We start from the raw sequence: 26,170 nt of genomic DNA, 5'->3' as shown, positions 1-26,170 counted from the left end.
GGTATGATAGAAGATAAGAAGAGGAACGGAGTGGATGTTATGCGATGTCCGTCATGCCATCACCAAGGCACGCGCGTGCTTGACTCGCGCCCTGCCGAAGAAGGCCGCTCGATTCGCCGCCGGCGCGAGTGCGAACAATGCCACTATCGATTTACGACGTTTGAGCGGGTCGAGGAACCGCCGCTGATTGTCGTCAAAAAAGAAGGGACGCGCGAGGAGTTCAGCCGGGAAAAAATTTTGCGCGGTTTGATCAAAGCGTGTGAAAAACGGCCGGTGGCGCTTGAGCAATTGGAAAAAGTGACGCAGGAAATCGAGCGCGAGCTGCGCAGCCAAGGCGTATCGGAAGTAAAAAGCGAAACGATCGGCGAAATGGTCATGGAGCGGCTGTCGCGCATCGATGAGGTGGCCTATGTCCGCTTCGCTTCCGTCTATCGGCAGTTTAAAGATATCAACGTATTTATCGAAGAGCTAAAAGAGCTGATTAAAAAAGGACAACGGTAAAAGGGCTCGGGCGGGAATGCGGCAGGCCCTTTTTTCAGCTTATTTTTCGGCCGGGAAGGCGAGAGGTGGATGGAAACGAATATGGCAGAATGGAAGGTCGGAGCGATGCCACACCATTGGAAAGAGTTGTTGGCCGTTGATCGGTATATGGTGCAAAGCCGCACTGCGCTGCACGATGCGGACCGAAAAGTGTTGACTATGCTGTATCAGCCGCTGATCGGCCATCGTGCGCTCGCCTTATATATGACGCTTTGGGGGGAGCACGAGCTGCTTGGCGGCCGGGAAGCGACCCACCATCGGCTTATGGCGCTCATGCAGTGCGGCCTGCCGGACATTTACAGCGAGCGGCTGAAGCTCGAAGGCATCGGGCTGCTGAATACGTACGTCCACGCCCCCGAGGCGGAAGAGCCGAAGCAGTTTGTGTATGAGCTGCGCCCGCCGCTGGCGCCGGATCAATTTTTCCGCGACGAAATGCTCGGCGTCTTTTTGTACCGGCAAGTCGGCCGTCATATGTTTGCCCAGCTGAATGACTGTTTTGCCTGCCCGGTTGTGGATGAGACAAAGTTCACCCGGGTGACGCGCGCGTTTTCGGACGTATTTTCGTCCGTTCATGCTGAACAAATCGTCGCGGGATTCAATGAAGAGGCCGGGCGCGAGCTCGAGCCGCCGGATGGAAAAGTGCACATGGGGCGGGACGAGGCGTCGTATGCGCTCGATGACGGCGTGTTTGATTTTGAGCTGTTTTTTGCCGGCTTGTCGAAACAGATGGTGCCGCGCCGGGCCGTAACCGCGAAAGTGAAAGAAGCGATCAAAAAGTTGGCATTTTTGTACGGCATCCCGCCGCTGGAAATGCAAAAAATTGTCCTCGGCGTCATCGATCCGGCATACGAGATTGACATTGACGCCCTGCGCCGGGCGGCCCGGGAGTGGTATGAGCTCGAGCACGGCGGCGCCGCCCCGCGCCTTGTCGAACGGGTGCAGCCGCTCGCTTACCGGACGATGGAACACATCAAGCCACGCACAAAAGAGGAGGCGTTGATGAAGCAGCTCGAGACGATCTCCCCGCGCCAGCTTCTGAAGGAAATTTCCGGGGGAGCGGAGCCGTCGCTCGCCGATTTGCAATTGATCGAAGATATTATGTTTCAACAGCAGCTTCTTCCGGGCGTCGTCAATGTGCTGATTTATTACGTCATGCTGCGGACGAATATGAAACTATCGAAAAAATATGTCGAGAAAATCGCCAGCCATTGGGCGCGCAAAAAGGTGCGCACCGTCAAAGAGGCGATGGAGCTGGCTAAAGAGGAAGCAAAGACGTACCAAAACTGGGCGAATGAAAAAGAAAAAGGGACGCGGACAGTGCGCAAAGTCGTGCGCACCGAAATCGTCCCCGACTGGCTGAACATGGATTACAGCCAGCCGGATGATGACGACTTTGATGTGGAACAGGCGCGCAAAGAGCTCGAGGAACGGCTGAAAAAATACCGTGATGGATCGTAGGTGTAAAGGCGATGGAACGAGTAAATCAACTGTTGCAGCGGCTGTTCGGAAACGAAGGGTTCCGGCGGCGCTATGAACAAATGCGGCGCTATATTTTGACGCATCCGGACGTGCAGCCGTTTTTGCAGGCGCACGAGCAGCAGCTGTCGCGCGATGCGGTGGACCGAAGTTTAATGAAGCTGTACGAATTTATCGAGCAACATGGCCATTGCCGCCAGTGCCCAGGGCTCGAGCAATGCCCAAATATGCTGCCGGGGTATCATCCGAACTTGGTGGTCGCCGGCGGGCGAATTGACGTTGAATACGACCGCTGCCCGAAAAAAGTGCAAGATGATGAACGGAGAAGGCAGGAAGCGCTCATTCAAAGCATGTTCGTGCCGCGGGAAATTTTGCAAGCTTCGCTGTCGGATGTGGATCTTAGCGACGATGGGCGCATTAAAGCCATCCAGTTTGCAGAGAAGTTCGTGACGGAGTACGAGCCGGGGAAAAAAATGAAAGGATTGTACTTGTACGGGTCGTTCGGCGTCGGCAAAACGTATTTGCTCGGGGCGATCGCCAATGAACTGGCGAAACGGAACATTCCGTCGCTCATCGTCTATGTGCCGGAGCTGTTTCGCGAGCTGAAGCATTCATTGCAAGATCAGACGATGAACGAAAAGCTCGATTATGTGAAAAAAGTGCCGGTGCTCATGCTCGATGACCTTGGAGCGGAGGCGATGTCGAGCTGGGTGCGCGACGATGTGCTCGGCCCAATTTTGCAATACCGGATGTTTGAAAATTTGCCGACCTTTTTCACCTCCAACTTTGATATGAAGCAGCTCGCCCACCATTTGACGTATTCGCAGCGCGGCGAGGAAGAAAAAGTGAAAGCCGCCCGCATTATGGAGCGGATCCGCTCACTCGCGCACCCGGTTGAAATTACCGGGCCAAACCGCCGCGAATGATGGATAAGCGGTCAAACGGCGCGCTTAAGGCGTCCCCTGACGCAAGGGGGCGCCGTTTTTCTGCGCTGGGGCGGAAAGGATGCATTCTCCGCCAGCCGCCAAGGAGCGGGGCATCTTGGCGAATGAACCCGTTGCGAATGTCTGTGCGCTCCGTCCGCCGCAGCCCTGTAGGCGGGAAACGTTGGACGTTTTGCGCTTTTTTAGTCTAAACAGCTGATTGTCCCCATATATATAAACCAAGCGTTGATCTCGGAGAAGGGGGGACAGCGGGTGATCGAAATCCATTTTGACAAGGCAAGCGAGGCGGAGAAACTGTTTTGGCTGCTGAATGAACGGAAACGGGATGCCTGTCCGCTGTTTCACGCCGCTTACGACGGAAACAAGATCGTGGCGGTTTACATATACGGCGACGAGAAGCACGTGCTCGAGACGTATATCATACCAGCCATGACTGCATTTGTGCAGTCTGTCCTCGAAGACCGGCTGTTGTTGTCGATCATTTCCGGTGTCTTTTATTTTCGCGACCGCGAGGAACAGCAGCAAATTTTGGCGCTCGCCCATTCGTTTTTGGACGGTGAACGGCGCGATTATCAGAAAGGGGCGGAGTTTGCTGCTTCGCGCATGGCGCTGCTGCGCGAGGCGTTCGCTTCGTTTTTGCGCGACGGGCTGTCCTTCTCGTTTTCGTCGTTTGTCACCTTTCGGCTGAAGCCGTACATCGAGCGGCTTGAACATTATGTCGGGCTCGCGATTGACGAGTACAAATTGGAGCAAGAGTATCAAACTTTCGTGCAAATGCTGCGCGAATGCCTGGTTGGCCGGACGCCGCAATGGCCGCGCCTGTATTTGGTGCACGACCCGCCGCACTTCGTGTTTTACGACCGCCACCGCCGCGAGCTGTCGGCGGCGGAAGTGAAACAGCTGATCGACCGCCATCTCGTCGTCAGCCAGCCGATGTATATCGATTCTTCGGTGCTCGCGCCGCTTGTCTCGCTTGCTCCGGCGGAAATTGAGCTGTATACCGACCACCCGGATGACGGCATGGTGCAGACGCTGCAAAACGTGTTTCAAGAGCGGCTTCGCCTCCGCCGCCGCGCTGATTTTTCCCGCTTGTTTGTCGCCAGCGCCGGAAATGGGGAAGAATCTTGATTTTTCTTTTCGGTTCCGCTATAATATCGTACATGAATAACCGCATAGACAAGCGATGACGAGGATATGGGTGCATTTTTACGGTTTCCAGAGAGGGAAGGCGGCGGCTGGAACCTTCCTAACACGAAAAATGCGCTTACCCCCTCAGAGCTGCGGCAGCGAACGGAGCGCCCAGTAGTTGCCGCCGGTGGCTAGCCGTTATTGTTGTTAAGCCATGGCGTTGTGTTGCCATGGGAAGAAGGGTGGAACCACGACGAAAACTCGTCCCTTTTGAGGGAGGAGTTTTTTTCTTTTTTAATTATGACAAAGGAGTGATTGCCGATGCCAGACATGATTCGCATCACGTTCCCGGACGGGGCGCAAAAGGAGTTTGCGAGCGGGACATCGACCGAAGACATCGCCGCGTCGATCAGTCCGGGGCTGAAGAAAAAAGCGATCGCCGGGAAACTGAACGGCCGGTTCGTCGATTTGCGCACGCCGCTTCATGAGGACGGCGAGCTGGTGATTATCACCCAAGATATGCCAGAGGCGCTTGATATTTTGCGCCATAGCGCCGCCCATTTAATGGCGCAGGCGATCAAACGGCTGTATCGCAACGTCAAGCTCGGCGTCGGACCCGTTATTGAAAACGGCTTCTACTATGATATCGATATGGAGCATAAGCTGACGCCGGACGATTTGCCGAAAATTGAGGCGGAAATGCGCAACATTGTCAAAGAAAACTTGGATATCGTCCGCAAAGAAGTGAGCCGTGAAGAAGCTATCCGGCTGTATGAAGAAATCGGCGATGAGTTGAAGCTCGAGTTGATCGCTGATATTCCAGAAGGCGAGACGATTTCCATTTACGAGCAAGGCGAGTTTTTCGACCTTTGCCGCGGCGTGCACGTGCCGTCGACCGGCAAGATCAAAGAATTCAAGCTGCTCAGCATCTCGGGGGCCTACTGGCGCGGTGACAGCAACAACAAAATGCTGCAGCGCATTTACGGGACAGCGTTTTTCAAGAAGGAAGATTTGGAGCGCTATCTGCATCTTCTCGAAGAGGCAAAGGAGCGCGATCACCGCAAATTAGGAAAAGAGCTTGAGCTGTTTGCGACGTCGCAAAAAGTCGGGCAAGGCTTGCCGCTTTGGCTGCCGAAGGGGGCGACGATCCGCCGGATCATTGAACGGTATATCGTCGACAAAGAAATCGAGCTTGGCTATGACCATGTGTATACGCCGGTGCTCGGCAGCGTCGAGCTGTACAAAACGTCAGGACACTGGGACCATTACAAAGAAAACATGTTCCCGCCGATGGAAATGGACAATGAACAGCTTGTGCTGCGTCCGATGAACTGCCCGCACCATATGATGATTTACAAAAGCAAGCTGCACAGCTACCGTGAGCTGCCGATTCGCATCGCCGAACTTGGCACGATGCACCGCTACGAAATGTCCGGAGCGCTTACCGGCTTGCAGCGCGTCCGCGGCATGACGCTTAATGACGCCCATATTTTCGTGCGCCCTGACCAAATCAAAGACGAGTTTAAACGTGTCGTCAACTTGATTTTAGAAGTATACAAAGATTTCGGGCTTGACGAGTACTCGTTCCGCTTGTCATACCGCGATCCGCATGACAAAGAAAAATATTACGACGACGATGAAATGTGGGAAAAAGCGCAACGAATGCTGCGCGAAGCGATGGACGAGCTCGGTCTCGACTACTATGAGGCTGAAGGGGAAGCGGCGTTTTACGGGCCGAAGCTCGATGTGCAAGTGCGCACGGCGCTCGGCAAAGACGAAACGCTCTCAACGGTGCAGCTCGACTTCCTCTTGCCGGAACGTTTTGACCTTACGTACATCGGCGAAGACGGGAAGCCGCACCGCCCGGTTGTCATCCACCGCGGCGTCGTCTCAACGATGGAGCGGTTTGTCGCGTTCTTGATCGAAGAATACAAAGGCGCGTTCCCGACATGGCTCGCCCCGGTTCAAGTCAAGGTGATCCCGGTGTCGCCGGAGGCGCACCTCGATTACGCCTATGACGTGCAGCGGACACTGAAAGAACGCGGCTTCCGCGTTGAAGTCGACGAGCGCGACGAAAAAATCGGCTACAAAATCCGCGAAGCGCAAATGCAAAAAATCCCGTACATGCTCGTTGTCGGCGACAAAGAGGCGGCCGAGCGAGCGGTCAACGTCCGACGCTACGGCGAAAAAGAGAGCCGGACGATGGGGCTTGATGAATTTGTCGCCTTGTTAGCGGAAGACGTGCGGGAAAAACGGGCGAAATAAGGAACGACCTATGGCGGTCCGACGCGTTTCGGACCGCTTTTTTTTCGCGCGCAGGCGGAGGCTGGAGCGCATTGTTGCGGTCAACTGAAAATTTTCTCTTGCTAACGAAGTGAGAATCCATTATAATAAAGGACGTTGTGTTTATCAAGAGCCGCTCCTTGACATGCCATCGCCAAGGTGGTATAGTGTATAAAGTGGAATGATTGCTTGTTTGTAACGAAAGCAGAAGCGCCCGCTTCTCACCTGACCGACGCTAAGAAGGCTGTTGGCAGGTTGTTACGGTTCGCCAACTTTTTGTCCGAACGTCGTGCGCGGGTGCTTTGTGCATCCGCGCTTTTTCGTTGAGAGCGGGCTCTGCCGGCAAACAAGCCAGTTGGAAAAAACCTTGGAGGTGGCTCATTATTAGCAAAGATTTCATTATCAACGAGCAAATTCGTGCCCGGGAAGTGCGCTTGATCGATCAAAACGGCGACCAACTTGGCATCAAGTCGAAGCAGGAAGCGCTCGAAATTGCGGCGAGACGCAACTTGGACCTCGTGCTTGTGGCGCCGAACGCCAAACCGCCTGTTTGCCGCATCATGGATTACGGGAAATTCCGCTTCGAGCAGCAGAAGAAAGAAAAAGAAGCGCGCAAAAAGCAAAAGGTCATCAATGTGAAAGAAGTGCGCCTCAGCCCAACGATCGAGGAGCATGACTTCAACACGAAACTGCGCAACGCGCGCAAGTTTTTGGAAAAAGGCGATAAAGTGAAAGCGACGATCCGCTTCAAAGGACGGGCGATCACCCATAAAGAAATCGGACAGCGCGTCCTTGACCGCTTCTCGGAAGCGTGCGCCGACATCGCGGTCGTCGAAACGGCGCCGAAAATGGACGGGCGCAACATGTTTCTCGTGCTCGCACCGAAAAACGACAACAAGTAAGGAGGAAACTGTGATGCCAAAAATGAAAACTCACCGCGGCTCGGCGAAACGGTTCAAAAAGACGGCGAGCGGCAAATTGAAACGCGGCCATGCGTATACGAGCCACTTGTTTGCCAATAAAACGAAAAAACAAAAGCGTCATCTCCGCAAAGCGACGCTTGTCTCGCCTGGCGATTTCAAACGCATTCGCCAAATGCTCGACAACTTGAAATAACGACCGACTATAGGAGGGAACGATTATGCCACGCGTAAAAGGTGGACCAGTGACGCGCAGACGTCGCAAAAAAGTATTGAAGCTTGCGAAAGGCTATTTCGGCGCGAAACACGCGTTATATAGAGTTGCGAACCAGCAAGTGATGAAATCGCTCATGTATGCGTATCGCGACCGCCGTCAACGGAAGCGCGATTTCCGCAAACTGTGGATCGCCCGCATCAATGCGGCGGCCCGCCAAAACGGCCTGTCGTACAGCCGTTTGATGCACGGCTTGAAATTGGCCGGCGTCGAAGTCAACCGGAAAATGCTCGCCGACTTGGCGGTCAACGACCAAGCGGCGTTTGCCCAACTCGCCGATTTGGCGAAAGCGAACTTGAATAAGTAACCATGACGGCCATCCTGACAAAGGGTGGCCGTTTTTCTTCGGCAACGAAATGGGGGGCTTGAAAGCCGATCAGCGCTGCTGTTTTTCTGTCAAGGAAAGGGATGGATATGGTACAATACGGAATAGCGATCAATCTTCTTGCCTTTTTTATGATGGGGCTCGACAAACAAAAAGCGAAACGCCGCCGCTTTCGCATCGCCGAGCGGACGCTTTGGCTGCTGGCGTTTGCGGGTGGGGCCATCGGTGCGGCAGCTGGAATGTACACGTTTCGCCATAAAACGCGCCATTCGGCTTTTCGCTATGGGCTTCCGCTGCTGGCAGCCGCGGAGGCGTTTTTCTATTGGAACTGGATGTGGTAGAAGGGGGAAAAGAGCATGGATTGGCCTTTGCTTTACGATATGCAGCGCATGTTGGATGAGCGGATTGAAACAGAGCACGGCCTTATGCATGAGGACTTGTTCAATCGGAAAATGCTTGCGTTTCTCGTCGAACTTGGGGAGCTGGCCAATGAGACGCGCTGTTTTAAATTTTGGAGCGTGAAACCGTCGGCGCCGGCGGAACGGGTGCTGGAGGAATATGTCGACGGTTTGCATTTTTTGCTGTCGCTCGGGCTGGATTGCGGGCTGTTTTATGAAAGCCGGGAGCTTCCGGCTGTCGAGCGGCCGCTTGTTGAGCAGTTTTTGGCCGTCTTTCGCGCCGCCGAGCGGTTCGGGGAGACGAGAGCGCGAGGGGAATATGATGCGCTGTTTGCGGAGTATTGGCGGCTTGGCGTGGCGCTCGGTTTTTCTTCCGACGACATCGAGGCGGCGTATCGGCGGAAAAATGAAGTGAACCACAAGCGGCAAAACGAGCGCTACTGATCTTTTTTCGGGTGGCGAATGATTCATTTTGCCAATCGTCAGCCTTTTCAAGTATAATAAAAAAGTGGACAAAACCGGAAAGGGGTGCCAAGATGGCGAAGTTGGACGAAACGTTGACGATGCTGAAAGCGATGACCGATGCGAAAGGCGTCCCGGGCAATGAGCGGGAAGCGCGCGATGTGATGAAGACATACATAGCCCCGTATGCGGATGAAGTCACAACCGACGGCCTCGGCAGCTTGATCGCGAAAAAAGAAGGGAAATCAGGCGGGCCGAAAGTGATGATCGCCGGTCATTTGGATGAAGTCGGCTTTATGGTGACGCAAATCGACGACAAAGGCTTCATCCGCTTCCAAACGCTTGGCGGATGGTGGAGCCAAGTAATGCTCGCCCAGCGCGTGACGATCGTGACGAAAAAAGGCGACATCACCGGCGTCATCGGTTCGAAGCCGCCGCACATTTTGCCGCCGGAGGCGCGCAAAAAACCGGTGGAAATCAAAGATATGTTCATCGACATCGGCGCGACCAGCCGCGAGGAAGCGATGGAGTGGGGCGTCCGCCCGGGCGATATGATCGTGCCGTATTTTGAATTTACGGTATTGAACAATGAAAAAATGCTGCTCGCGAAAGCATGGGACAACCGGATCGGCTGTGCGGTCGCCATCGATGTGCTCAAGCAGCTGAAAGGCGTCGACCATCCAAACACGGTATACGGCGTCGGCACGGTACAGGAAGAAGTCGGCTTGCGCGGCGCGCGCACGGCCGCCCAATTCATTCAGCCGGATATCGCCTTTGCGGTGGATGTCGGCATTGCCGGCGATACACCGGGCGTGTCGGAAAAAGAAGCGATGGGCAAACTCGGCGCCGGCCCGCACATCGTCCTGTACGACGCGACGATGGTGTCGCACCGCGGCTTGCGCGAATTCGTCATCGAAGTGGCGGAAGAGCTGAACATTCCGTACCATTTTGATGCCATGCCGGGCGGCGGTACGGATGCGGGAGCGATTCATTTAACGGGCAGCGGCGTTCCGTCGCTCACGATCGCCATCCCGACGCGCTACATCCACTCGCACGCCGCCATTTTGCATCGCGACGATTATGAAAACACGGTCAAGCTGCTTGTCGAAGTAATCAAACGGCTTGACGCCGACAAAGTGAAACAACTGACGTTTGACGAATAAAAACACCGGCCGATTCGGCCGGTGTTCGTCATTGTTTAACCGCCTGCTCGAGCGTGGTGAGCATCATGTCTTTTTGCTGTTCATTGGCGTGCGTCCAAATGGCTTCAAAGAGGACGCCGAGGCCGGGCAAATATTTTTCCTCGCCACGCTGGATCGCGTCCTCGATTGTATTCTCGAGCTGTTCTTTCGAGTTGTTGGCGACGTTGTGCATAATGGCTTTCCGCAAGTTCAAATCCATTTGTCTCACCTCATTGGCCGTATTGTACACCGTTATCGTTTGCCAATGGCGGCGGATTTATACATGGAGCGGCTCTCGTATATGGTATAATAGAGGAAAAACTAGACCGAAATGAGTGATGGCGACGATGGACGAGAAACCGCTCTATGGATTGGAACGAACGGTATTTCGCCAACTGCTCCATCTATTTTCCCGTTATGCTGATGTCATTGAAAAAGTCATTTTGTTCGGCTCAAGAGCACGAGGCGATTACAAGGAAGGATCAGATATCGATTTGGCGATCCAATTTCGAAAACCGGGAGGCCCGCTGTACCTCCTGCAATCGGACTTGGATGAACTTCCGATCATTTATCCGATCGATGTTGTTGATTACAATCAAATTCACAACGAACAGCTAAAAATGAATATTGACCAAGAAGGAAAGACGATTTTTCAAACGAACGAGCACGGGAAGGTGATGGTCACCATGAGCCGGCTGATGGATCGATTTTACGATTTCGAACGGGCGCTCTCCAAACTCCGGCAAAGTGCCGCAAGAGACGCTCAAACGGATGACCTTGTTGTTGATGCGACCATTCAACGCTTTGAATTCACGTACGAACTAGCATGGAAATGGATGAAACTTTATTTGGAGCATCAGGGATACGCTGAAGTGACGAGTCCGAGGAAAACGATTCGCGAGGCGTTTCGGGAAGGGTTGATTCAAGACGGAGAGACATGGCTTCGCATGCTGGAAGACCGCAACCGGACGTCCCATACGTATGACGAAGAAACGGCGATGGACATTTACGAACGCATCCGTACACACTATATCCCGCTGTTTGACCGCTTGCTTGACGAAATGAAACAACGGCTTGACTCAGCGACATGAGCGGCCGGCGTGCGGAACGGAACGAGCCTGGCTTTGTGAAGGAACTTGGCTTTGGTCGTGAAAGATGACAACGGCGCACATTTTGTTATAATCAAATGAAGAAACTTGACGCATGAGGTGACGACACAATGGAAAAAGCGACATTCGCCGGCGGCTGCTTTTGGTGCATGGTGACGCCGTTTGAGGAGCTTGACGGCATTTACGGCATCGTCTCCGGCTATACAGGGGGACATGTGGAAAATCCGACATACGAGCAAGTGAAAACCGGCACGACCGGCCACTACGAAGCGGTGCAAATCACGTTTGACCCGGACGTCTTTCCGTATGAGCGGCTGTTGGAGCTGTATTGGTGTCAAATCGACCCGACCGATGACGGCGGCCAGTTTCACGACCGCGGGCCGCAATACCGGACGGCGATTTTTTACCATAACGAAAAACAGCGCCAGCTCGCCGAGCAGTCAAAGCGGGCGCTCGAGGAAAGCGGGCGCTTCTCGAAGCCGATTGTAACGAAAATTTTGCCGGCGACGACGTTTTACCCGGCGGAAGAGTATCATCAAAACTACCATAAGAAAAATCCGGAGCATTACAAACAAGACCGCGCCGCGTCCGGGCGCGACGAGTTTATCGCCAAACATTGGGGGACGAAACGGTGAAGCGGATCGAATCGCCGAAAAATGCGCGCGTCAAACAATGGAAAAAGCTGCTGACCAAAAAAGGGCGCGATGAGACCGGATTGTTTTTGCTTGAAGGGTTTCATCTTGTCGAAGAGGCTGTAAAAAGCCGAGCGCCGCTTGTTGAGCTGATGGTGGACGAGCGGACAGCCATCCCGCCCGGCTGGGACGTCAGCGTCCCGGTTGTGATCGTGACCGAAGCGGTGATGAAGGCGATCAGCAGCACGGAGACGCCGCAAGGCATCGCCGCGGTGTGCCGAAAGTTGCCAGCCGAGCTTGAAGGCGTGAAGACCGCCTTGCTCATTGACGCCGTGCAAGACCCGGGCAATCTCGGGACGATGATTCGCACCGCCGATGCCGCCGGGATCGATGCTGTCATCCTTGGCGAAGGGTGCGCCGATGTGTACAATCCGAAAGTCGTGCGGGCGACGCAAGGGTCGCTGTTTCATCTTCCGGTTGTCAAAGGCGATTTGGTGCAATGGATCGCGCGTTTCAAGGAGCAGGGCATTCCGGTGTACGGAACGGCCTTGGAGAATGCCGTCGATTACCGCACCGTTCCGCCTTCGTCTTCCTTCGCCTTGCTCGTCGGCAATGAAGGAAGCGGCGTCCGACCCGACCTGCTGCGCCTAACGACAGAGAACGTGTACATCCCGATTTACGGCCGCGCCGAGTCGCTGAACGTCGCCGTCGCGGCCGGAATTTTGCTTTATTCCTTGCAGGCGGTGCGGTAAAATAGAATCGAAAATCAATAGGACAAGGGAGCGGAGACAGATGGATGGCGAACTGCGGGCGTTATTGAACGCTGTGCTCGAGCGTCTTGATGTTCAAGGGGCCTACATCGAACAAATGCGCATGGATATCGTCAAGCTGCAAGGAAGCGTGAAACAACTCGAAGACAAAGTCGATCGCATCCAGAGTGATGTTGAGGCGATGAAAAAAGACATGGACGCGATGAAAAAAGACATGGATGCGATGAAAAAAGACATGCTAGGGGTCAAAAAAGATGTCGCCGCGCTCAAGGAAGGGCAAGTGCGGCAGGAAAAAATTATGGAGCGCCTTGCCATCCGCTCGATTGAACAGGAAGCGGAAATCGATGAGCTGCGCAAAGAAATTTCGGCCTGACCTTGCCTTTGCCTACTCATTTGCGTATAATGAATAGCGACAATTTCCCATACGGACAACAACGATGACGGAGAAAAGTAGCTTGCTGCTCGCCATCCAGGGAGAAAACGCCGGAGACTGGGAGCGTTTTTATGGCCGACGCAAGTGAAGTTCACCTCCCGAGTTGGCACCGGGACCATCCCAAAAGGGGATGTAAAGGTGTTCCGGCTTTCGGCCGTTATCGCAATGAAGCGAACAGCACATTTGTGCTGTTAACAAGGGTGGTACCGCGAGCAACAACTCGTCCCTTACCGGGGGGGCGGGTTTTTTATTTTGGATAGAGGAGGGACTCAAGTGAAAGAACGGCTGTACGAGCTGAAGCAAGAAGCGCTTCGCCGAATCGATGAGGCGAAAGACGTCAAAGCACTGAATGACGTGCGCGTCGCTTACTTGGGCAAAAAAGGGCCGATCACCGAAGTGCTGCGCGGCATGGGGGCATTGCCGCCGGAAGAGCGCCCGAAACTCGGCGCGCTGGCCAATGAAGTGAGAGCGGCGATTCAGCAGGCGCTCGAGGCGAAACAAGCGAAACTGGAACAGGAGGAAGTCGAGCGGAAGCTGGCCGCCGAAGCGATCGATGTGACGCTGCCGGGACGACCTGTGAGTCTTGGCAATCCCCATCCGCTGACGCGCGTCATTGAAGAAATTGAAGATTTGTTTATCGGCATGGGCTATACGGTCGCCGAAGGGCCGGAAGTCGAGACCGACTATTACAACTTTGAGGCGCTCAATTTGCCGAAAGGACATCCGGCCCGCGATATGCAAGATTCGTTTTACATCACGGAGGAGATTTTGCTTCGCACCCACACATCGCCGATGCAGGCGCGGACGATGGAAAAACACCGCGGGCGCGCCCCGGTGAAAATCATTTGTCCGGGCAAAGTGTACCGCCGCGATACGGACGATGCGACGCATTCGCACCAGTTTACGCAAATTGAAGGATTGGTTGTGGACCGGAACATCCGGATGAGCGATTTGAAAGGGACGCTGCGCGAATTTGCCCGCAAGCTGTTCGGGGAAGGGCGCGACATCCGCTTCCGGCCGAGCTTTTTCCCGTTCACCGAGCCGTCGGTCGAAGTCGATGTGTCCTGCTTCCGATGCGAAGGGCGGGGCTGCGGCGTCTGCAAAGGCACCGGTTGGATCGAAATTTTAGGAGCCGGCATGGTTCATCCGAACGTGCTTGAAATGGCCGGCTTTGATTCGAAAACGTACACCGGCTTTGCGTTCGGCATGGGGCCGGAGCGGATCGCGATGCTGAAGTACGGCATTGACGACATCCGTCATTTCTATCAAAACGATCTACGTTTCTTGCGGCAATTTTTGCGTGTGTAACAGAAAAAGGAGGGGTTTTCCATGCTCGTGTCTTACCGTTGGCTGAGCGAGTACGTCGATTTGACGGGGGTCACCGCCGCGGAACTCGCTGATCGCATCACGAAAAGCGGCATTGAAGTCGAGCGGGTTGAGGCGCTCGACCGCGGGATGAACGGCGTCGTCATCGGCCATGTGCTCGAGTGCGAGCCGCACCCGAACGCGGATAAACTGCGGAAATGCCTCGTTGACCTTGGCGAAGGCGAGCCGGTGCAAATCATTTGCGGCGCCCCGAACGTCGCCAAAGGGCAAAAGGTCGCCGTCGCCAAAGTCGGGGCGGTGCTGCCGGGCAATTTCAAAATCAAACGGGCGAAGCTGCGCGGGGAAGAATCGAACGGAATGATTTGTTCGCTCCAAGAGCTCGGCGTCGAAACGAAAGTCGTGCCGAAAGAGTATGCAGACGGCATTTTCGTCTTTCCGAGCGATGCGCCGGTCGGCGCCGATGCACTGGAATGGCTCGGCTTGCACGATGAAGTGCTCGAACTGTCTTTGACGCCCAACCGCGCCGACTGTTTAAGCATGATCGGCGTCGCCTATGAAGTCGCGGCCATTCTCGGACGTGAAGTAAAGCTGCCGAAAGCGGCGGTCAAAGAAACGAACGAAAACGTTCACGACTACATTTCCGTCCGCGTCGAGGCGCCGGAAGACAACCCGCTGTACGCCGGGCGGATCGTGAAAAACGTCCGGATCGGCCCGTCGCCGCTTTGGATGCAAGCGCGCTTGATGGCAGCCGGCATTCGCCCGCACAACAACGTCGTCGACATTACGAACTACATTTTGCTTGAGTACGGCCAACCGCTTCATGCGTTTGACTACGACCGCCTCGGTTCGCAGGAAATTGTCGTCCGCCGCGCAAAGGCAGGCGAAACGATTGTCACGCTCGATGATGTCGAACGGAAGCTGACCGAAGACCACCTTGTCATCACGAACGGCCGCGAGCCGGTCGCCTTAGCCGGGGTGATGGGCGGGGCGAATTCGGAAGTGCGCGATGACACGAAAACCGTGTTTATTGAAGCGGCGTACTTTACAAGCCCGGTCATCCGCCAGGCGGTAAAAGACCACGGGCTGCGCAGCGAAGCGAGCACTCGGTTTGAAAAAGGCATCGATCCGGCGCGGACGAAAGAAGCGCTCGAGCGCGCCGCCGCCCTGATGGCCGAATACGCCGGCGGCGAGGTCGTCGGCGGCGTCGTGGAAGCGAGCGTGTGGCGTGAGGAGCCGGTGGCGGTGACGGTCACGCTCGAACGCATCAACGGTGTCCTCGGCACGGCGATGTCGAAAGAGGAAGTGGCCGTGATTCTTTCGAACTTGCAATTTCCGTTCACAGAAGACAACGGAACGTTTACGATCCACGTCCCGTCGCGTCGGCGCGACATTGCGATTGAAGAAGACATCATCGAGGAAGTGGCGCGCCTGTATGGCTACGACCGTCTGCCGGCGACGCTGCCGGTGGCGGAGGCGAAGCCGGGCGGACTCACGCCGCATCAGGCGAAGCGCCGCCGCGTCCGCCGCTATTTGGAAGGGGCGGGCTTGTTCCAAGCGATCACGTATTCGCTCACGAGCCCGGACAAAGCGGCGCGCTTTGCGCTTGAGACGGCCGAATTGGTCCGCTTGGCGCTGCCGATGAGCGAAGAGCGGAGCGTTTTGCGGCAAAGCTTAATCCCGCATCTGCTTGAAGCGGCGAGCTACAACCGCGCCCGCCAAGTCGAGAACGTCGCCTTGTACGAAATCGGCTCTGTCTACTTGTCCAAAGGAGAAGGCGTCCAACCAGCGGAAAAAGAGCGGCTTGCCGGCGTTCTCACCGGCTTATGGCACGCCCATTTATGGCAAGGAGAGAAAAAGGCCGTTGATTTTTACGTTGCCAAAGGCATTTTGGACGGCTTGTTCGACTTGTTTGGACTCGCCGCCCGCATCGAGTACAAGCCGGCCAAGCGCGCCGATTTGCATCCGGGACGGACGGCGGAGATTGCGCTTGGCGGCAAGGTGATCGGCTTTGTCGGCCAGCTCCATCCGGCCGTGCAAAAAGAGTACGATTTAAAAGAAACGTACGTGTTCGAGCTCGCCTTGACCGATCTGTTGAACGCCGAAAGCGAAGCGATCCGCTACGAGCCGATTCCGCGCTTCCCGTCGGTCGTGCGCGACATCGCCTTGGTCGTTGACGAAATGGTCGAAGCCGGCGCCTTGAAGCAGGCGATCGCCGAAGCCGGGAAACCGCTTGTCAAAGACGTCTCCCTCTTTGACGTCTACCAAGGCGAGCGCCTGCCGGCCGGGAAAAAATCGCTCGCCTTCTCGCTCCGCTTCTATGATCCGGAGCGGACGCTCACGGATGAAGAAGTCACGGCCGTCTATGAGCGGGTATTGGCGGCGGTCGAAGAGCAGTTTGGCGCGGTGTTGCGCGGGTAATGCCGCAGCGGTATGAAGCAGGGAGCACGGGCAGCTCCCTGTTTTTCTATTCTGTCACACCGAAGCGTGCAAAAAGGGGGAGAACGATGCGAACCATTCAGGCCGCGATCATTGCCTTGCTTTTGCTTGCCGGGTTGTATGGATGCGCCGCGGGGCGGCCGGATGGCAGACAACAACCGGTTGAGCTCACCGTCTCAGCGGCTGCCAGTTTGCAAGACGCGCTAGAGGAAGTGAAAACCGTCTTCGAGCGCGAGCATCCGAACATCCGCATTCACTATAACTTTGGGTCATCCGGCGCCTTGCAAAAACAAATCGCGCAAGGGGCGCCGGTCGATTTGTTTTTCTCCGCCGCCGTCCAGCCGTTTGCGGAGCTGAAACAAGAAGGGCTGATGGATTCTGCGCATGAAAAAACGGTGTTAGCCAACGAACTCGTGCTCATTGTGCCAAAACAAGAAGAAGGGGCGATTCAGTCGCTCGATGACATCACTCGCGCGAAACGGGTGGCCATTGGCATCCCTGAGTCGGTGCCGGCCGGCATATACGCGAAACAAACGCTTGAGCAGGCCGGGTTATGGGAAAAAGTCAAGCCGCGCCTCGTTCTGGCCAAAGACGTCCGCCAAGTGTTGACGTATGTCGAAACGGGCAACGTCGACGCCGGCTTTGTGTACCGGACGGACGCGCTTGTCTCCGGCAACGTGAAAATTGCGGCTGTGGTGCCTGATGAGATGCACGAACCGATCGTCTATCCGCTCGGCGTGGTCAAGACGACCAAGCATCTGCAAGAAGCGCGCCAGTTTTATGCTTATTTAACGAGCGAACAAGCGTTGAAGCAGTTTGAACGGCATGGGTTCCGCCGCGCCCGGCAGCACTAAACAGGGGGCTCTTCACAACATCAGGGTATTTATGGTAAAATAAAACTCGTTCAACAACATAGGCGATGGGGTTCGCCATAATCGCCGGCTTCCGGCTGATGACTCCTGCTGCGTTTGCATGCGGCAGGAGTCTGTTTCTTTTTGGAAGGGAGGAACGGTCATTGGTTTATCTCGCCGTTGGCATCGCCGGCATGATCGGCGCGCTTGTCCGTTATGGGCTTGGTTTGCTTGTTCCCGCCGCCCATGGCTTTCCGTTTGCGACGCTTTTCATCAACTGGACAGGCTCGTTTTTGCTCAGCTGGCTCACGGTCACATTCACCCGCCGCCCCACGTGGCCGCCATGGGTGCAAACGGCGGTGACGAGCGGTTTTGTCGGCTCGTATACGACGTTTTCCACCCTTAGCGTCGAGTGTGTCGAATTGCTGGAACAAGGACGATGGGGCATGGCCGCTGGTTATATCGCCGCCAGTTTGTTCGGCGGTCTAACCGCGGCATGGGCGGGCTCCGCTGCCGCCCAGCCAAAGCGAAAGGGGGAAATGGTCCGATGATGGCATCGCTATTGGTGATGATCGGCGGTTTTTTTGGCGCCATCTGCCGTTACGCCGTCAGCCGCTGGGCAGCCCGGCGCTCGCCGCGCTTCCCGCTCGGCACGCTCATTGTGAACTTACTTGGCTCGTTTTTGCTCGGCTGGCTGGCTGGAAGCGGCGCCGCCGATGCTGAAAAATTGCTTGTCGGCACCGGTTTTATGGGCGCGTTCACGACGTTTTCCACGTTCAAATGGGAAAGCGTGCAAATGATGCAGCGAAAACAACAAGGAAAAACGAGGACTTATTTGGTGGTCGCCTGCTCTTATTTGGTCGTTACCTACTCGTTTGGCGTGTTGTTAGCATGGCTTGGCTACCATCTTGGGCGTTGAAAGTTTCCCAAAAAGCGGATCGGTGTGTACAGCGAGGCATGGAGCGGAACATGATGGTAAACTTTGTTCGCCGAACAGAATGGATAAAGCAGCGATGACAGCAAGGCGTTCCAAAATGCCTATCCATCCGGATGTTCGCTTTTCCCAACCGATCCGCTAAACGGGGTGTCGACGGACGACTATGGTGTCAACGAAAACAACATTGATAACATTTATTTCCTCCCTTTTTTTACTAAAAAATAAGCGGTCACCCACGAAGTGATTGGAATAGTTGATGCTACACCAATCCCGGCAAAAAAGATCGCGATCATTTCTGCGCTAAATATTTTTGAATTTACGATTTGATCGATAGAGTAGGATAAATCTTTAAACCAGATAAGCAATGCCAAATAGCTGCCGAAGAAGGCGAAAAACAACGTATTTGTACTCGTTCCTAATAGATCCCTCCCCATACGTAAACCGAAGGCAAACAAATCTTTCCTGCTAATGGATGGATGGTGATGGAATATTTCGCGCATTGGAGACGAAATGGCAATCGCCGTATCTGTAATCGCACCTATTGTACTCATAATAATGACAGATGCCCCGATTTTCACAAAGTCGATTCCAATGTAAAGGGAAAAGGCGGAAATCCCCTCGGCTTCCTCTTCGCCAAATCCTTGAATCATAGCATTTTCAGTCACAATGACAATAAAGAAGAGCAGGATCACCACAGTGGCTATGCTAGAAATGAAGGCAGTGATTGTTTTTGTGCTCACTCCATTGATGTAAAAAAGGCTAATGCAGCTGATCAACGTGGATGCAATCAATGTTAAGATGATCGGATCAGCTTTTGGAATCAGCATAATCAGGATAGTGAGTATGAGCACGCCAAAGTTGAAGAATATGGCCAAGAAAGATCGTGCCCCTTTTTTCCCGCCAACAAGGACCATCAGAATGAATAAAATGGTTCCTAACCAGAACAATGTATTCATGCTCTTGCCCTCTTTCTCTTAATGAAAAAAATAGTCGTATATAACCCTATTGGGATTGTCATTACGATTCCAATCCCCCCAGCTAAAGCTCTAGCCAATTCCAGCGAAAGGTTCATCGAAAGGGTGAACATTAAGGGGGAGGCATTTTTTAAATACAAAATAAGCATAGGGATGGAGCCGCTTATATAGGCAAAAAACAAAATATTTGTCATCGTTCCCATAATATCCTTCCCGATCTCCATTCCCGAAGCTTTCAGTGCTTTGATCGATATGTTGTTATTCTTTTCATACAATCCAAAGATGGAAGAGGACATTGTAATTGCCACATCCATTACAGCTCCTAAAGATCCGATAAATACTCCGGCCATAAACACGACTTTATAAGGACGAGTTACAAATTGCATTTCCTCATATCGAAGGCCTTGTTCTGACGTGAATTGCATGACAAGATAAGTGATCAACAGCGACATAAACGTTCCCAGTAAGGTGGCAACAATAGCGGCATATGTTTTTTTATTAAACCCGTTAACGAGCAACAAAGAAATGGTAGTAAACAAAATGATACTAATGCCGCATATGATTAAGAGACTGATGCCGGATGTATGGAGATAAACATCCAATGCATAGGATAACAAAATGGAGTTGACGGCTAAACTTATAATCGACAACAATCCTTGCTTTTTCCCGATGAGAAGCAAAGTCAAGATGAAAACCCATGCCGCCATCAATACGTATTTGTCACGCTTTACACCTTGGATCGTTCCAGTTAAATGTGAGTTTTCGTTTCTATTTGCATCAATCGAAACAAACAATTCATCTCCAACACGATATTGTTGATCATAAGCTTTCGATGAGGAATACTGGTTAGTTAAGTGAATAAGCCGCCCTTTTTGGTCGCCATTTTTCAATTGAGCAATGATGCGTTGGGTGAATAGACGATCTTCATTTTCATGCATATCAGTTACTTTCGTTGTATCTGTCAGTTCTATTTTGATCACTTTGGCAATGGGACGATCATAGAAGGGATGATTGTAGTGAACAAAAAGAACGGAGGCGGCCAAACAAATTCCGATGAGCGCGTACAACAAAATTTGTTTTTGAGACATTTTTTTTAATTTGTCCTTCCATACCATTCGCAAAAACCCCCAAATGTAGGAATGAATTCACCCGGCTTCTAGAAATATTTTCTCTTATAGTCATAATACATTTTTTCACTCACTTAGCGCAAAAAGGGGGATTACAGAGGTCAGGCTGCAGGGGGACACGATGATGTGAAAAAACGATTGATTTTTCCTTTCATCCTTGTTACGTTAATAGTGGTAATGGTTCAATAGTTGAACTAAATAGGCAGATCGAGTGAGCTAATTGATCAGGCCGGCAAATGGTTCAACGAGTGAATGATTGGAGGTGAGCAGATGGTAGAAAGAAACATCGACGATTGGATCGACCGCTATTTGTCCGTGTCGTTTCTCGTGATGAAACGCGGAGCGGCGCTTGTCAAAGGCAGTCTTTGCCAAGAGATGACGCATGACCAATATTATTTGCTTCGCTACATCCGCCGGCGGGGGGCGTGCACGTCAACGGAGCTCGCGGCGATGTTTGGCGTGAACAAAAGCGCGGTGACGGCGATGACAAATCGCCTCGTCGACAAAGGCTGGCTGCGCCGCGACCGTGATGAAAGCGACCGACGTGTTGTGGCCTTATCGTTGACGCCACAAGGAGAGGAATGGGTGGCGGAGATGGACCGGAGCGTCTATCGGCTGGTGGAAGACGTGATCGCTCGCTTTCCAGAGGAGGAGATTGAAACGTTCATCCGTACGTATGAGCGGCTGGCCCACGTGCTGCAGGAGGTGGAAGAGGCGACATGAAAGCGATCATCAAAGGAAAATGGCTCGTACTTGCGGCATGGATCGCCATTGCGGCCGTGCTCATGGCGACGGCGCCGAACATGGGCGATCTTGTCCGCGAGAAAGGGCAGTTGAGCGTGCCTGACGGCTACTCGTCGTCATTGGCGGCCAAGCTGATCAAAGAGGCGAACAGCCAGGAAAACAAACAAAATGAACGATCCGCGGTGCTTGTCTTTTACCAAAAAGGCGGGCTGACGGCGGATGACAAAAAAGAGATTGAACGGGCGGTAAACGCGCTCGAAAAGAAAAAAGAGGAGCTTCATGTCACGAACATCGTCTCGCCGTTTGCCAACCCGAAGCTCGAAAAAGAACTCATCTCCAAAGACGGGACGACGATGCTCATTTCCATCACCATCGACCCGGCCGGCCGGACGGCGAAGCAATTGACCGACGCCCTGTATAAAGCGGTCGATGGCGTCAAGGTCGAGCATTATTTCACCGGCGGCTGGATGATCGATGAAGATGTCGTGACAAGCTCGCTTGAAGGCGTGAAGAAGACGGAAGGGATTACGATCGTCTTCATTTTGCTTGTTCTGCTCGCTGTATTCCGTTCACCGGTAGCCCCGCTGATTCCATTAGTGGCGGTCGGGGCGACGTATGTCGTCTCGCAGTCGGTCGTTGCGTTTTTAGTAGATAAAGTGAATTTCCCGCTGTCGACGTTCACGCAAACGTTTTTAGTCGCGGTGTTGTTTGGCATTGGGACCGACTATTGCATTTTGTTGCTGAGCCGGTTTAAAGAAGAACTGGCGAAACGCGGCGATCGGGTGGAAGCGATCGTCGCCACGTACCGGACGGCGGGAAAAACGGTGTTGGCGAGCGGATTGGCGGTGATGATCGGGTTTGCGGCGATCGGTTTGTCGACGTTTAAGCTGTACCAATCGGCGGCGGCCGTCGCCGTTGGGGTAGCGGTGCTGCTTTTGGCGCTCGTGACGCTCGTGCCGTTTTTCATGGCCGTGCTTGGCGAGAAGCTGTTTTGGCCGGTGCGCGGAAAGCTTGAGCACGGACAAAGCCGGCTTTGGCTCGCGGCTGGCCGATTTGCATTCGCCCGTCCGCTGCTGGCGCTCGCCATCGTCGCAGCGGTAACGGTGCCGGTGCTCGTGACGTACGATGGCAAACTGTCGTTTGATTCCATGGAAGAGATCGGCGATCATTACCGTTCGGTCAAAGCATTTCGCATCATCGCCGATCATTTCAATCCGGGAGATGCCATGCCGACGCAGGTGGTGGTAAAAAGCAAAGAGCCGCTTGATTCGGAAGAAGGGCTGGCGTTGATTGAGAAAATGAGCCGTGAGATCGAAAAAGTTGATGGCGTGGCAAGCGTCCGCTCGGCGACGCGTCCGACCGGAGAGCCGATTCAGGAGCTGTATGTCACCGAACAGGCGAAACAGCTCAAAGACGGCCTCGGCGCCGGCAAAGAGGGGATTGAGAAAATCAGCGCCGGACTTGAGACGGCAAGCGAAAAATTGTCCTCGTCCGCGCCGCAGCTGAAGCAGGCGTCATCCGGCGTCGGCCAGCTCGTCTCCGGAACGGAGCGGCTTGAAGACGGCCTGCGCCAGCTGCAAAACGGCCTTAGTCAAATCGAACAAGGCGTGCGTCGTGGAGCGGTGGGCGCCGGCGAGCTGAAAAACGGCTTAGTGACGCTTCGCGACAATGCGAAAAAGCTGCAGGAAGGCGCCGCGCAGCTGCTTGACGGCTACAAGCAGGCAGAACAAGGACTGTCGGCGCTAAGCGGCCAGTACCGGCAAATCGAAGCGGGATTAAAGGCCGTCGCCAATCAGCTTGCCGCCGTGCAGGCGATGCTTGCGCAAGTCGAACAGGCGCACCCGGAGCTCGCGCAAGACGCTCAATATCAACGAGCGAAAATGACGGTCGCCGCCTTGTCCGAAAAGACGAACGAAATGGCGGACGGCCTCGTACAGTTGAACGGGGCGCTTGAGCAGGCGCGCGCCGGCTTGGCGAAAGCGAACGACTCGTTCGCCCAGCTTGCGGCCGGCCAAGCGGCGGTCAACGGCGGCTTGGACCGGATCATCGCCGGGCTTTCGGAGCTCGAAGCCGGGTTGACGAAAGCGGCCGACGGCCAGAAACAGGCGGTCGACCAATTGCCGCAATTCTCCCGAGGGCTTGAGCAAGTGAACGGCGGCCAGCGCCAATTGCTTGAGCATTTCTCCGCCCTTGGCGGCCAGCTCGGCCAGCTTGTAAACGGCTTGGACCAAAGCGCGTCCGGTCTGCATAAAGTGGCGGACGGCCTCGGAACGGCGGAAACGTATTTAGCCGATTTGTCATCGGCGCCGGAGAAAGACATGGCTGGCTGGCACATGCCGAAAGAGGCGCGCGAAAGCAAAGACTTTGCGCAGGCGAAAGACGCGTATATGTCGAAAGACCGGCGCATCGTGACGTTTGATGTCATTTTAAAAGAAAATCCGTATTCGCCATCGTCGCTCAGCCGTGTGGATGACATTCGCGCCGCCGCTGAGCGGGCGGTGAAAGGGACGAAGTGGGAAGACGCGACGATCGCTGTCGGCGGCGTCACAAGCACGTACGCCGATTTGCAGGCGATCTCAAACGCCGACTATAAACGGACGGCCGTGCTGATGTTGATCGGCATCGCCATCGTGCTCGCAGTGCTCCTTCGTTCGCTGATCATGCCGCTTTATTTGATCTTGTCGCTCGTCCTGACGTATTACACGTCGATGGCCGTCACCGAACTCATTTTCGTCAACGGCCTCGGCTATGCCGGTTTGAACTGGGCGGTGTCGTTCTTCGCCTTTGTGTTGCTTTTGGCGCTCGGCATCGACTACAGCATCTTCCTCATGGATCGGTTCAACGAATACCGCGGCCGGCCGGTGAAGGAAGCGATGCTGTCGGCGATGGGCCATATGGGGACGGTCATTATCTCCGCCGCCGTCATTTTAGGCGGAACGTTCGCCGCGATGTATCCGTCCGGCGTTCTGTCGCTTTTGCAAATTGCGACGATTGTGCTGACAGGGCTCCTGCTTTACGCCCTCGTCGTCCTGCCGCTGTTTGTGCCGGTCATGGTCCGCACGTTCGGCCGCGCGAACTGGTGGCCGTTCCGGCAGCCGGTGAGTGAAGTGGATGGTCTGGAACAACAAAAAATCAGTTAGGAAGGCGAGTCAACAAGGGTGTTCCAACAGACTGGGACACCCTTTCTTATTAATGTATGTAGAAGCAAAATGGTTGATAGAAAACAATATGTTGTGTTTAAGGAGCATTACCCTCTTGGATCAGCCTCTTTTTCTTAGTCCTGTAGGTATAAAAAGAAAGCGAGGCGCTCTGTTTGATTCAACAGGAACGTATATTCTATGTACAATGTCTAGTTGTTTTCCCTGATTCTTTCCCCCGTGAATGCGGATAGCATGGCGCATAGAAAAGAATATTTTGTTTAAATATATTGAATATTATTTATTTTTTGTTAAAATGGCTATGAAATATTGAATACTGGGGTGATGAAAATGAAGTTGGGGAAAATCGCCGTTCTATTCTCGGTGACGTTAGCTATTTTGATAGCACCACTAATGGTGCGCGCCTATGTTTTAGAACCTTACTATTGGAAGAATGGAGTAACCGGCCTCACGTACAAATGGGGAAGCAATCTTCAAACTTCCGGCACGGTGATTCGGACGGCTTTTGAAAATGCCCTCTCCGATTGGAATGGAACGCCAACCCCCGTTTGGTTTTCCTACAGCAGCAGTTCTTCCAACACGCTTAACTCCTACTATGTTTCCGATTCTTCCGAATATGGCGTTTGCAACATCACGTATTCAGGCAGTGAGATACTCCGCTTTACAGCTATGGTCAACGCGGGAAATATCAATATCGGAAAAAGCAACGTGGCTCGGAGTGCAGCCGGGCATGAATTAGGACACGGAATTGGACTGGATCATTCCACGGCAACAGCGATTATGAACTCGAACCGTGATCGGACACGCATCTATACTCCACAGCAAGATGATATTAATGGTGTGAATGCAAGATATTAATTGTTCATCTATCCATGGGGAGGAGAAGAGGATGAAAAAAATGGTGCTGTCCATCGTGACGCTTGGTGTTATCTTTATGGGCGGAGTCGTCTATTTCATAAAAGATGGAGGGAATACCGATAAACAAATAGGGTCTGCCAACGTAGCCAGACAGACTCATACCGTCAGCTATTCTGATCGCCCAAAATATACAAATATAAAGGACTTGGGCAAGGCGTCCGACTGCATCTTTGTCGGAACTGTTGAAGGAGTGGCTGGCACACGAAATTTGGCGCGCAATCCAAACGATCCAGCCGAAGAAGATCCGAATATTTATGTTGAAGGAGTGGACTATAACGTAAAAGTGATCGAAGTCTTGAAAGGGAAAGCAGATTCTCATGTTCTTGTCACGGAACAAAAGCAAACGAAGTTAGGCAAGGACGAGCCGATGGTTGTGGATGAGCATTACATCGGTTTGACATCCGGACAAACCTATATCTTTTTTGTCAAAAAATCGAATTTGACCGGCCGCTATTACAGTGTTGGAGATCCGTTTTTCTTTGCCCTTGAGAACAACCAAGTGGTGCTAAAGACGAAAGAAAAGGATTTGCTGGAGATTTATAAACCTGAAGAGGTAAAGGCGTTCAAAGCGAAAGTGAAAGAAGCAGTGGGGGAATGATGTTTCGTTTCCTCCACTGATTTTGATCAAGAGCGATTCGATTGCACAAGCATATTTTTTCCTGTAGATGAGCATTTTTCATTACAATAATTTCCATGGTTAGAGAGACAAACAGGGTACCCCTTATGCGATACGGAGCTGTTTTTTGATCACATCAATGGGAATATCTTGCTTTGCAGCGTCATAAATGAACTCGACGACGCTGTGGTCTTTCCGCGACCGAAGA

At 53.5% G+C, this 26,170-nt stretch carries 27 protein-coding genes, 1 riboswitch and 2 other annotated features; of the genes, 24 read left to right on the top strand and 3 right to left on the bottom strand.

All coding sequences use genetic code 11. From position 1 onward, the window contains the following. Positions 1-39 precede the first annotated feature (39 nt). From nrdR to CV944_RS05445, 11 genes are all read left to right on the top strand, one after another. On the top strand, positions 40-501 hold the full coding sequence (nrdR, locus tag CV944_RS05495; RefSeq protein ID WP_033008531.1) for a transcriptional regulator NrdR: 462 nt from the start codon (positions 40-42) through the stop codon (positions 499-501). Positions 502-606: 105 nt separating this feature from the next. Then, positions 607-1,998, top strand: coding sequence for a replication initiation and membrane attachment family protein (locus CV944_RS05490; RefSeq protein WP_100663951.1), 1,392 nt, complete (start codon positions 607-609; stop codon positions 1,996-1,998). Positions 1,999-2,009: 11 nt separating this feature from the next. Then, entirely contained in the window at positions 2,010-2,942 is a 933-nt protein-coding gene (gene dnaI / locus CV944_RS05485; RefSeq protein ID WP_033010808.1) for a primosomal protein DnaI, read from the top strand. Positions 2,943-3,212: 270 nt separating this feature from the next. Continuing rightward, positions 3,213-4,088, top strand: a complete 876-nt coding sequence (gene ytxC / locus CV944_RS05480) for a putative sporulation protein YtxC (RefSeq protein WP_100663941.1) — start codon at positions 3,213-3,215, stop codon at positions 4,086-4,088. A gap of 321 nt (positions 4,089-4,409) precedes the next feature. Beyond that, the gene (gene thrS / locus CV944_RS05475) at positions 4,410-6,353 is read left to right on the top strand and encodes a threonine--tRNA ligase (protein WP_100659256.1); all 1,944 of its coding nucleotides are present in this window, start codon (positions 4,410-4,412) and stop codon (positions 6,351-6,353) included. Between the two features lie 214 nt (positions 6,354-6,567). After that, positions 6,568-6,699: a sequence feature (ribosomal protein L20 leader region), on the top strand. Continuing rightward, a complete protein-coding gene (gene infC, locus CV944_RS05470) occupies positions 6,695-7,273 on the top strand; it encodes a translation initiation factor IF-3 (protein WP_080729625.1) in 579 nt (192 codons plus the stop codon). It overlaps the preceding feature by 5 nt. A 13-nt stretch (positions 7,274-7,286) precedes the next feature. Continuing rightward, positions 7,287-7,487, top strand: coding sequence for a 50S ribosomal protein L35 (gene rpmI / locus CV944_RS05465; protein ID WP_011232191.1), 201 nt, complete (start codon positions 7,287-7,289; stop codon positions 7,485-7,487). Positions 7,488-7,512: 25 nt separating this feature from the next. After that, entirely contained in the window at positions 7,513-7,872 is a 360-nt protein-coding gene (gene rplT / locus CV944_RS05460; RefSeq protein WP_011887944.1) for a 50S ribosomal protein L20, read from the top strand. Positions 7,873-7,979: 107 nt separating this feature from the next. After that, positions 7,980-8,231: a DUF1294 domain-containing protein gene (locus CV944_RS05455; RefSeq protein WP_033010804.1), complete on the top strand. Its 252-nt coding sequence runs from the start codon at positions 7,980-7,982 to the stop codon at positions 8,229-8,231. 15 nt (positions 8,232-8,246) lie between these two features. Next, positions 8,247-8,732, top strand: a complete 486-nt coding sequence (locus CV944_RS05450; protein WP_100659996.1) for a dUTP diphosphatase — start codon at positions 8,247-8,249, stop codon at positions 8,730-8,732. A gap of 92 nt (positions 8,733-8,824) precedes the next feature. Beyond that, positions 8,825-9,913, top strand: coding sequence for a M42 family metallopeptidase (locus CV944_RS05445; protein WP_100663940.1), 1,089 nt, complete (start codon positions 8,825-8,827; stop codon positions 9,911-9,913). A gap of 28 nt (positions 9,914-9,941) precedes the next feature. On the opposite strand, the gene sspI is transcribed toward CV944_RS05445, so the two are convergent. Continuing rightward, positions 9,942-10,151 (bottom strand): small acid-soluble spore protein SspI, encoded by a 210-nt coding sequence (gene sspI, locus CV944_RS05440; protein WP_015375579.1) that lies wholly within the window; start codon positions 10,149-10,151, stop codon positions 9,942-9,944. A 127-nt stretch (positions 10,152-10,278) separates the two neighbouring features. Here sspI and CV944_RS05435 point away from each other — a divergent pair, with 127 nt between their 5' ends. The 9 genes from CV944_RS05435 to crcB all read left to right on the top strand — a co-directional run bounded on the left by CV944_RS05435 (position 10,279) and on the right by crcB (position 18,407). After that, a complete protein-coding gene (locus tag CV944_RS05435; RefSeq protein WP_033010811.1) occupies positions 10,279-11,022 on the top strand; it encodes an HI0074 family nucleotidyltransferase substrate-binding subunit in 744 nt (247 codons plus the stop codon). A 128-nt stretch (positions 11,023-11,150) separates the two neighbouring features. Next, positions 11,151-11,675, top strand: coding sequence for a peptide-methionine (S)-S-oxide reductase MsrA (gene msrA, locus CV944_RS05425; protein ID WP_013144533.1), 525 nt, complete (start codon positions 11,151-11,153; stop codon positions 11,673-11,675). Further along, positions 11,672-12,424 carry a TrmH family RNA methyltransferase gene (locus CV944_RS05420; protein WP_100663939.1) on the top strand — a complete coding sequence of 251 codons (753 nt, stop codon included), beginning with the start codon at positions 11,672-11,674 and terminating at the stop codon, positions 12,422-12,424. Before msrA ends, CV944_RS05420 begins: the two co-directional genes overlap by 4 nt. A gap of 40 nt (positions 12,425-12,464) precedes the next feature. Continuing rightward, a complete protein-coding gene (locus CV944_RS05415) occupies positions 12,465-12,815 on the top strand; it encodes a hypothetical protein (protein WP_063193123.1) in 351 nt (116 codons plus the stop codon). A gap of 55 nt (positions 12,816-12,870) precedes the next feature. After that, positions 12,871-13,106, top strand: a binding site (T-box leader). A gap of 42 nt (positions 13,107-13,148) precedes the next feature. Continuing rightward, on the top strand, positions 13,149-14,183 hold the full coding sequence (gene pheS, locus CV944_RS05410) for a phenylalanine--tRNA ligase subunit alpha (protein ID WP_100659994.1): 1,035 nt from the start codon (positions 13,149-13,151) through the stop codon (positions 14,181-14,183). A 21-nt stretch (positions 14,184-14,204) separates the two neighbouring features. Continuing rightward, positions 14,205-16,619: a phenylalanine--tRNA ligase subunit beta gene (gene pheT, locus CV944_RS05405; RefSeq protein WP_100659993.1), complete on the top strand. Its 2,415-nt coding sequence runs from the start codon at positions 14,205-14,207 to the stop codon at positions 16,617-16,619. Positions 16,620-16,705: 86 nt separating this feature from the next. After that, entirely contained in the window at positions 16,706-17,491 is a 786-nt protein-coding gene (modA, locus tag CV944_RS05400) for a molybdate ABC transporter substrate-binding protein (RefSeq protein WP_063330404.1), read from the top strand. 52 nt (positions 17,492-17,543) lie between these two features. Continuing rightward, a riboswitch (Fluoride riboswitch) is annotated at positions 17,544-17,606 on the top strand. Between the two features lie 46 nt (positions 17,607-17,652). Next, positions 17,653-18,039, top strand: a complete 387-nt coding sequence (locus CV944_RS05395) for a fluoride efflux transporter FluC (protein ID WP_044743520.1) — start codon at positions 17,653-17,655, stop codon at positions 18,037-18,039. Then, a complete protein-coding gene (gene crcB / locus CV944_RS05390; protein ID WP_100659992.1) occupies positions 18,036-18,407 on the top strand; it encodes a fluoride efflux transporter CrcB in 372 nt (123 codons plus the stop codon). Before CV944_RS05395 ends, crcB begins: the two co-directional genes overlap by 4 nt. 212 nt (positions 18,408-18,619) lie before the next feature. On the opposite strand, the gene CV944_RS05385 is transcribed toward crcB, so the two are convergent. Both CV944_RS05385 and CV944_RS05380 read right to left on the bottom strand, forming a co-directional pair. Then, positions 18,620-19,381, bottom strand: coding sequence for a YibE/F family protein (locus CV944_RS05385; protein WP_044743518.1), 762 nt, complete (start codon positions 19,379-19,381; stop codon positions 18,620-18,622). Continuing rightward, positions 19,378-20,514, bottom strand: a complete 1,137-nt coding sequence (locus CV944_RS05380) for a YibE/F family protein (RefSeq protein WP_100659991.1) — start codon at positions 20,512-20,514, stop codon at positions 19,378-19,380. Before CV944_RS05380 ends, CV944_RS05385 begins: the two co-directional genes overlap by 4 nt. A 282-nt stretch (positions 20,515-20,796) precedes the next feature. On the opposite strand from CV944_RS05380, the gene CV944_RS05375 reads away from it, so the two are divergent. The 4 genes from CV944_RS05375 (at position 20,797) to CV944_RS05360 (ending at position 25,944) form a co-directional block, all read left to right on the top strand. Beyond that, positions 20,797-21,249, top strand: a complete 453-nt coding sequence (locus CV944_RS05375) for a MarR family winged helix-turn-helix transcriptional regulator (protein ID WP_100659990.1) — start codon at positions 20,797-20,799, stop codon at positions 21,247-21,249. Further along, positions 21,246-24,410, top strand: coding sequence for an MMPL family transporter (locus tag CV944_RS05370; RefSeq protein ID WP_100663938.1), 3,165 nt, complete (start codon positions 21,246-21,248; stop codon positions 24,408-24,410). Before CV944_RS05375 ends, CV944_RS05370 begins: the two co-directional genes overlap by 4 nt. A 342-nt stretch (positions 24,411-24,752) precedes the next feature. After that, positions 24,753-25,286 carry a matrixin family metalloprotease gene (locus CV944_RS05365; RefSeq protein ID WP_044743514.1) on the top strand — a complete coding sequence of 178 codons (534 nt, stop codon included), beginning with the start codon at positions 24,753-24,755 and terminating at the stop codon, positions 25,284-25,286. 31 nt (positions 25,287-25,317) lie between these two features. Continuing rightward, the gene (locus CV944_RS05360) at positions 25,318-25,944 is read left to right on the top strand and encodes a hypothetical protein (protein WP_044743513.1); all 627 of its coding nucleotides are present in this window, start codon (positions 25,318-25,320) and stop codon (positions 25,942-25,944) included. Positions 25,945-26,170 lie beyond the last annotated feature (226 nt).

Origin of the sequence: Geobacillus sp. WSUCF-018B (assembly GCF_002809985.1) — a bacterium.
GTDB classification, from domain to species: Bacteria; Bacillota; Bacilli; order Bacillales; family Anoxybacillaceae; genus Geobacillus; species Geobacillus thermophilus.
Note: the sequence above shows the minus strand (reverse complement) of the source record. Positions and strands in the feature narration are given on the sequence as shown.